Raw genomic sequence first — 7,114 nt, 5'->3', positions numbered from 1 at the left:
TACATGAATCGATGCGCATCTGGCCGTCAACCCGCCAAAGTTCGGGTCTTCAGCGACTCCGAGTATAAACAATAAACTACACAACTTTTCAGCCTATTGCCCCTTGGCGGAGCCTATTTTTTCCCAAAACTATGCGGATTTCCCCAACACTCAAACAAATTTCTTAAAACTGTCCACAAAATGGATGCAATAAAGACTCACCCCGCGCCAAAGGAGCGAGGTGATGAAAGGCTGCAGAGGCCCGAGAAAATGGTCAGCCGATCAGCTCACCGGCCAGCGAATTTGCCCCCGAGGACACGATGCGCACCCGCGCCAGATCGCCGATGGCGCGGTCGCAATCGGCCACATGCACCGCGTGCAGATAGTCGGATTTGCCCACCATCTGCCCGGGCAGACGGCCCGCCTTTTCGAACAACACGCCAACTTCGCGCCCGACCATGCTGTCCTGCACCTCGCGCTGCTGGCGGGTCAGCAGTGCCTGCAGCCGCTGCAGCCGCTCATCCGCCACTGCGGCCTCTACCTGCGCGCGCTCAGCCGCCGGGGTGCCCGGACGGGTCGAGTATTTGAAGGAATAGGCGGTGCCGTATTTCACTTCCTCGATCAGGTCGAGCGTGGCCTGGAAGTCCTCTTCGGTCTCTTCCGGGAAGCCAACGATGAAATCGCCCGAGATCAGGATATCCGGCCGCGCGGCGCGGATCCGCTCGATCAGGCGGATATAGCTTTCGGCGGTATGGCTGCGGTTCATTCGTTTCAGGATCCGGTCCGATCCGGCCTGCACGGGCAAGTGCAGATAGGGCATCAGCTTTTTGCAGGTGCCATGCGCCTCGATCAGGTCATCCATCATGTCGTTCGGATGCGAGGTGGTGAAGCGGATCCGCTCCAGCCCGTCAATCTTGTCCAGCTCCCAGATCAGCTGCGCCAGGGTCCAGTCGGCGCCATTCGGCCCCTCGCCGTGGTAGGCGTTGACGTTCTGACCCAGCAGCGTGATCTCGCGCACGCCGCGCTCCACCAGTTCCTGCGCCTCACCGATGATGCGGGACACGGGGCGGGAGACTTCGGCACCACGGGTATAGGGCACGACGCAGAAGGCACAGAACTTGTCGCAGCCTTCCTGCACCGTCAGGAATGCCGTCGGGCCACGCTTGGCCTTGGGGCGGTTCTTGAGCTTTTCGAATTTGTCCTCTTCGGGGAAATCGGTGTCGAGCACCTTCTCCCCCGCGCGCGCCTTGCTCTCCATCTCTGGCAGGCGGTGATAGCTTTGCGGTCCGACCACCAGATCGACCAGCGGCTGACGGCGCATGATCTCTTCGCCCTCGGCCTGCGCAACGCAGCCCGCAACGCCGATCTTCAGATCCGGCTTCTCTGCCTTCAGACCCTTGAACCGGCCCAGCTCGGAATAGACCTTCTCGGCGGCCTTTTCCCGGATGTGGCAGGTGTTCAGCAGGATCATGTCGGCATCATCCGCCGATTTCGTCTCGACATAGCCCTGCCCGCCCAGCGCCTCGGCCATGCGTTCGCTGTCATAGACATTCATCTGACAGCCGTAGGTCTTGATAAACAGCTTCTTGGGGGCGCTCATGGGTTCGTTGCCTTCCAGCCGGACATAGGGATCAGCGGCCTGCCATACTGGGAAATGACGCCGCTTGCAATGCAGGCGCACTTACCCGATTTTGGGAGCAAATGCCAGAAAGGCAGGAGCAGACCGCCGTGATGTATTCTTCCCTCGACGATTTTCTTGAGCAGCAGTCGGCGCTGCTGATCAAGGGGCCCGTCGCGCTGATCTTTTTCGAAGATGACGTGGAAATCGGCACCACCCTCCGCCACCACCTGCAAAGCGGCTTCGCCGAGGTGATCGCCCTGATCCCTGATGCCTTTGACCTGCCGGGGGATGTAAAAAACCGGGTGCACCGGGTGCCGTTTGACTGCAGCGTGCCCGAAACCGTCTTTGCCGCAATCAACAAGGTGACCCGCACCGCAAGCCCCGGATGCTGGCTCTACTACTGCTACAACGCGGAATACCTGTTCTTCCCGTTTTGCGAAACGCGGACTGTCGCGGAAATGCTGACCTTTCACACAGAGGAAAAGCGCGCGGCGATGCTGACCTATGTGATCGACCTCTATGCAGGTGATCTTGAGGCTCACCCCAACGCCGTGTCGCTGGCCAATGCCTATCTGGATAAATCGGGATACTATGCGCAGTCCCGTTACATTGGTGCCAAAAGCAGCCCCGAGGAACGGCAGCTCGACTTTTTCGGCGGTGTGCGCTGGCGCCACGAGGAACACATCCCGCAGGCCAGCCGCAAGATCGACCGGATCTCTCTGTTCCGGGCCAGACCCGACCTGGAGTTACAGCCGAACCACACTTTCAATATCGACGAATACAACACCTATTCCTGCCCCTGGCATCACAACCTGACGGCAGCCATCTGTTCCTTCCGCACCGCCAAGGCGCTGAAACGCAATCCCGGCTCTTCGTTCGATATCCACAGCTTCCGCTGGCACAATTCCACCCCGTTCGAATGGCATTCGCGCCAGTTGCTGGATCTGGGGTTGATGGAGCCGGGGCAGTGGTTCTGAGGCCGGTTTCCCCGGCGCCCCCTGCCCCGCCTTAATAGCAGCCGCTTACCGCTGCAACAGCACCGGGAACCAATCCTCGCGCAGGCGCTGGCCCGGCTGCATGTCATGACCCGGAAACGGCGGTGAGGTCGGGCCGGGGCGTTCGACATAACGTGCATCGTCGCCCACCAGCCGCAGGGAAAAGGCACGGCGGCGCTGATCTGCGGTATTACCGCGCGCGCCATGCAGCGTGCGATAGTTGAAAGCCACGGCGTCGCCCGGCTCCATCTCCCACTCCATGACCCGCATGCCTTCGGCATCGGGATCGGGCACAGCCATGTACTGCCCCTCGTCGGCAAAGAACCCCTCTTCCGAGACCCAGCGGGTGGGCAGCACTTCCTTTTCCCAGGCATGCGATCCGGCGACGCAGCGCAGGCAGGCCTCCCGCACCGGGTCCAGCGGCGACCAGAAGCTGATCGTCTGCTGGCCCTCGACAAAGTAATAGGGGCCATCCTGGTGCCAGGGTGTCGCCATCGAGGTGCCCGGCTCCTTGACCAGCACGTGATCGTGGAACATCTGCACCCGGTCCGAGCGCATCAGATCGGCGGCAACCTCGGCCACTGGCGAGGCCTTGATCGCTTCGTCAAACTCGGAAATCCGCGTCCAGTTGCAGTAGTCGTCAAAGAAACGCCCGGTCTGGCCCTTCTTTTCGTTGTTGGACGCATAGGGGCCCGGCTCTGCCATATTGGCCTCTACCCCCTTTCGCAGCAGATCGACCTGATCCTTGAACAGGCCCTTGATCATCACCACCCCGTCGCGCTGGTAGGCTTCGACCTGCTCTTCGGTGATCAGCGGATGCACCATCTTTCGTCTCCCTCATTGGACGCCTTGCTGCTGGCAAAGTTGATCTGGCTAGAACATAATTTCAAATCATATCTTTCTAATATACCCTTCGGAACATGTTATACCTCACTCTGCGCCACTATGAATATGTCACCGCCATCGCCCGCCATGGCAGCCTGTCGGGTGCGGCGTCGGCGCTGCATGTCAGCCAGCCCGCCCTGTCCGCCGCGCTGGCCCGGATCGAGGCACATCTGGGCCGGGTATTGTTCCTGCGCAGAAAAGGCGCGGCGCTGGCCCTGACGCCGCAGGGGCGCGAGTTTGTCACCGCAGCCGAGGCGCTGTTGTCGGAGGCCGCGCGGCTGGAACACGCGGGCACCGGTGCTGCACCGCAGGGACGGCTGGTAATGGGATGTTTCCGTGATCTTGCGCCCTTTCTGCTGCCACGTGCCCTGCGGGTGCTGCGACAGACCCTGCCGGGGGTGGAACTGGACCTGCTGGAGAGCGATTTCGAGGATCTCATTGCAGCGCAGCTGTCCGGCGCCTGCGATCTGGCACTGACCTGGGATCTGGGGCTTGATTCCAGCTTCACCCGGCAGGAGCTTTACCGCGTCACGCCGCAGGCGCTGATGCCGCCGGATCATGCACTGGCCGCCCGGGCTGAGGTCAGCCTCAGCGACCTTGCTACCGAGCCGCTGATCCTGTCGCGCGAAGGCTTGTCGATTGCTCATATGATGCGGCTGTTTCGCGGCGCCGGGCTGGTGCCCGCCATCGCCCATCGCGCCGCCTCGCTGGAACTTCTGCGCAGCCTGGCCGCCAGCGGCGAAGGCATCGGACTGGCCTACAGCCTGCCGCAATCGGATCACAGCTATGAAGGATTGCCGCTGATCGCCCGCCCGCTGGCCGCGCCGCAGGCGGTGGAGCCGGTCGTGCTGACCTGCCACGCAGACCCGGCGCCGCACTCGCTCACCGCGCGGGCGATGGCTGCGCTGACGCAGGTTTTCACAGAGGGCGCTACGGAAAGAGAATCAGACGTTCAGCCGTGATCGGCCTTCTTGCGCAGGCGGACCACTACATCGACCGATGCGATCTCCATGCCTTCGGGCGCCTCGGGCAGGCGCTGGATCACCAGCTGATCCGAGGGCGCATCGCTGACGCGGCCTTCCTGCTCCCAGTAGTAATGCGGGTGGTCATGGGTGTTGGTGTCGAAATAGCTTTTCGACCCGTCCACCGTGATCTCCTGCAGCACGCCCGCCTCGCAAAAGGCGCGCAACGTGTTGTAGACGGTGGCCAGCGACACGGCCGCACCCTTGTCCTTGGCGGCTTCGAACAGGCTTTCGGCGGTGACATGGCGATGCTTGCCATCCCCGACCAGCAGTTCAGCCAGCGCCACCCGTTGCCGGGTCGGGCGCAGACCGGCCTGTCCCAGCCAGTTGGTTGCCAGATCTTCGCTGTTTGGCGTCATGTGCAGATCCTGCCTCGCGTTGCTGACCGTATATATAGGGGCAACGGGGGGGGATTTTCAAATGGATTCCCCTGCGGCGTCTTGCACCGCGCCCCGCGCAAAGCCCCCGCAGCACATGGGCAGCACATGGACGGGACAGATGCAGAACCCTTGCAGGACCCGCAGGGCCGATGCTACAGGAGGCCAGATTGAAAACAGACACCTCAGCAGGAGCACCGCCAGCATGGCCGACTACCCGAGCAGCTTTGACAAAGAAGATTTGCTGAAATGCGCCCGAGGCGAGCTGTTCGGCCCGGGCAATGCCCAGCTGCCCGCGCCGCCGATGCTGATGATGGACCGCATCACCGAAGTGAGCGCCGACGGCGGCAGCCACGGCAAGGGCCACATCCTGGCCGAGTTCGACATCACCCCGGACCTGTGGTTCTTCGAATGCCACTTCCCCGGCAACCCGATCATGCCCGGCTGCCTGGGTCTGGACGGGCTGTGGCAGCTCACCGGCTTTAACCTCGGCTGGCGCGGCTGGAAGGGCCGCGGCATGGCCGTGGGCGTTGGCGAAGTGAAGCTGACCGGCATGGTCCGCCCGGACCGCAAGATGCTGACCTACAAGGTAGATTTCAAAAAGGCGATGCAGACCCGCCGCCTGACCATGGGCGTTGCCGACGGCACGGTCGAGGCCGATGGCGAAGAGATCTATCAGGTCAAGGACATGCGGGTAGTTCTGAGCGAGGGCTGAGGCCCGCCGCGGCTGGAGCCAGTCACAACCAGGTGAGAAGATCAGGAGGCCCCGCGGGGCCTCTTTTTTGTTGGAGAGAGATTTCGGGTATCAGCGCAAAGAGGATCTCCGGCCTGTTCTCAAAGCGACACGGACGTTCAGACCAACCGGATGGATTGTGGAACTTGTCCACGATGGCACAGCTATTGCCAATGCCCCCCTATAAGCCGACACTTACGGCCAGATGCCAGTGAGAGAGGCTAGTTGCGTCGCAACAATGCAAAGGCTTTTCGCAAATCCTGTGGCTCAGTCGTCGCGACCCCTTTCAGCTGAATAGTCTCAGCCTTATCATTCATTACTTCTGCGAGCTTGCCGAAAAGTTGGGCCCCGAACCCACCAGGACTCTCCTGCAACCGCTTGACAATAGGTTCAATAGCGAATTTTGCAGTCGCACTACGTCGTGTCCTGCTTTGATTTTTCTTGAATTTCTTTTCTAGCAGATTCGTACCATGCGCGCTGAGTTGCCTGACCTGTTCAGGATCGAGTTCAGCAGGAAGATTTGTCACGAAATCCAAAAATGTTTCAATCTCCTTGGCAGCGATAGCGGCTCGGACCAAGTAAGTGACCACATGGTTCGTGCGGCCATGCTTTTTTATCATCTCTTGGATTAGTGCGAGCCGTTTATCCGATGAAAGCGCTGCTTCGATTTCTTGCATTTGCTGTACGATCGGCAGCGTCTCCGCCGAGATCCAGTCAATCTGCGCGCCATCCAGAATTGTCGATTTATCAATGATGGTCTGCGCATCAACTACACTTTGACGCAGGTCCGAGCCTGTAAAGTCAAAGTCGCGTAAATCTGCACTGCGCAAGTCAAGACGGAGAAGTTGAGAAAACCGAAAGTCTTTGCTTGGGTCCAGGCCCGCAAGGCGCACCAGTACATCAAACCGGGTAGAATTGCTGCTGTGAACCGCGTCGATCGCCGCCAGTTCCTCCAATGTTAGAATATCATCAAACAGCTTGTTCATTGTTCAGCAACTTCACAGCGCGAAACAACAAAAACGCTTGACGAGGCGCGAATTGTCTCACGTTCAAGTGCCTTTTTTAAGACCTGCCCAATTACAGCGTCTTTATTCCCCCACACTGCGAAGTCCTTGCCCCACCTATTTCCACCTTCTGCTGAAACGTTTATTGCCCCTTTCGACGCGTGTACTTCCCCTGTCACCGCCAAACGGTTGCCACCTTCTCTTCGTTGTACGGTGCAGAGCCGCTGCCCTGCCAACGCAGTTCCGTCCAAATTTGCCTGAGATGTGCCGCCGACAGACTGCCCCACAATCTCCCACGTGTCGTTTGGTTTGGCGGTCATCGGCAAGCGTGTGTTACTATGACTGCTTCTGCGAGCTTTTTTCGCCTCCGCACCAGCTCCCAGCCCAGCGCCTGCGCTCGGCGCGCACACAGTTCCAGCATTCACGTTGATGCTAGGGTCAGGATGCATTGATTTCGGTCTCGCTGCATGATTCACGGCTCCGAAAAGGAGTGGTGAT

At 60.2% G+C, this 7,114-nt stretch carries 8 protein-coding genes; 3 read left to right on the top strand and 5 right to left on the bottom strand.

From position 1 onward, the window contains the following. Nucleotides 1-253: 253 nt before the first annotated feature. Nucleotides 254-1,579, bottom strand: coding sequence for a tRNA (N6-isopentenyl adenosine(37)-C2)-methylthiotransferase MiaB (gene miaB, locus C6W91_RS20405; protein WP_065273685.1), 1,326 nt, complete (start codon nt 1,577-1,579; stop codon nt 254-256). A gap of 131 nt (nt 1,580-1,710) precedes the next feature. On the opposite strand from miaB, the gene C6W91_RS20400 reads away from it, so the two are divergent. After that, nucleotides 1,711-2,577 (top strand): hypothetical protein, encoded by an 867-nt coding sequence (locus tag C6W91_RS20400; protein WP_370571514.1) that lies wholly within the window; start codon nt 1,711-1,713, stop codon nt 2,575-2,577. Nucleotides 2,578-2,622: 45 nt separating this feature from the next. Here the strand turns inward: C6W91_RS20400 and C6W91_RS20395 are convergent, their stop codons facing one another. Further along, nucleotides 2,623-3,420 (bottom strand): phytanoyl-CoA dioxygenase family protein, encoded by a 798-nt coding sequence (locus tag C6W91_RS20395; RefSeq protein ID WP_370571513.1) that lies wholly within the window; start codon nt 3,418-3,420, stop codon nt 2,623-2,625. Between the two features lie 95 nt (nt 3,421-3,515). On the opposite strand from C6W91_RS20395, the gene C6W91_RS20390 reads away from it, so the two are divergent. Further along, nucleotides 3,516-4,442, top strand: a complete 927-nt coding sequence (locus tag C6W91_RS20390) for a LysR family transcriptional regulator (protein ID WP_370571512.1) — start codon at nt 3,516-3,518, stop codon at nt 4,440-4,442. Here C6W91_RS20390 and irrA read toward each other — a convergent pair. Further along, a complete protein-coding gene (gene irrA, locus C6W91_RS20385; protein ID WP_274830553.1) occupies nt 4,433-4,861 on the bottom strand; it encodes an iron response transcriptional regulator IrrA in 429 nt (142 codons plus the stop codon). The genes C6W91_RS20390 and irrA overlap by 10 nt on opposite strands. Nucleotides 4,862-5,084: 223 nt before the next feature. Here irrA and fabA point away from each other — a divergent pair, with 223 nt between their 5' ends. Further along, nucleotides 5,085-5,594, top strand: a complete 510-nt coding sequence (fabA, locus tag C6W91_RS20380; RefSeq protein ID WP_065272318.1) for a bifunctional 3-hydroxydecanoyl-ACP dehydratase/trans-2-decenoyl-ACP isomerase — start codon at nt 5,085-5,087, stop codon at nt 5,592-5,594. A 239-nt stretch (nt 5,595-5,833) separates the two neighbouring features. Here the strand turns inward: fabA and C6W91_RS20375 are convergent, their stop codons facing one another. Continuing rightward, nucleotides 5,834-6,598 carry a hypothetical protein gene (locus tag C6W91_RS20375; RefSeq protein ID WP_274831544.1) on the bottom strand — a complete coding sequence of 255 codons (765 nt, stop codon included), beginning with the start codon at nt 6,596-6,598 and terminating at the stop codon, nt 5,834-5,836. Next, on the bottom strand, nt 6,595-7,114 hold a 520-nt coding region (locus C6W91_RS20370), incomplete at its 5' end, for a hypothetical protein (protein ID WP_370571511.1). The genes C6W91_RS20375 and C6W91_RS20370, both read right to left, overlap by 4 nt.

Source organism: Phaeobacter sp. SYSU ZJ3003, from assembly GCF_041300735.1.
GTDB classification, from domain to species: domain Bacteria; phylum Pseudomonadota; class Alphaproteobacteria; order Rhodobacterales; family Rhodobacteraceae; genus Phycobacter; species Phycobacter gallaeciensis_A.
This window is presented reverse-complemented; position numbering and strand designations above follow the sequence as displayed.

Bases quoted from the DNA above. Each gene is read 5' to 3' on its own strand.
- miaB (WP_065273685.1), bottom strand. From the start codon at position 1,579: ATGAGCGCCCCCAAGAAGCTGTTTATCAAGACCTACGGCTGTCAGATG.
- C6W91_RS20400 (WP_370571514.1), top strand. From the start codon at position 1,711: ATGTATTCTTCCCTCGACGATTTTCTTGAGCAGCAGTCGGCGCTGCTG.
- C6W91_RS20395 (WP_370571513.1), bottom strand. From the start codon at position 3,420: ATGGTGCATCCGCTGATCACCGAAGAGCAGGTCGAAGCCTACCAGCGC.
- C6W91_RS20390 (WP_370571512.1), top strand. From the start codon at position 3,516: ATGTTATACCTCACTCTGCGCCACTATGAATATGTCACCGCCATCGCC.
- irrA (WP_274830553.1), bottom strand. From the start codon at position 4,861: ATGACGCCAAACAGCGAAGATCTGGCAACCAACTGGCTGGGACAGGCC.
- fabA (WP_065272318.1), top strand. From the start codon at position 5,085: ATGGCCGACTACCCGAGCAGCTTTGACAAAGAAGATTTGCTGAAATGC.
- C6W91_RS20375 (WP_274831544.1), bottom strand. From the start codon at position 6,598: ATGAACAAGCTGTTTGATGATATTCTAACATTGGAGGAACTGGCGGCG.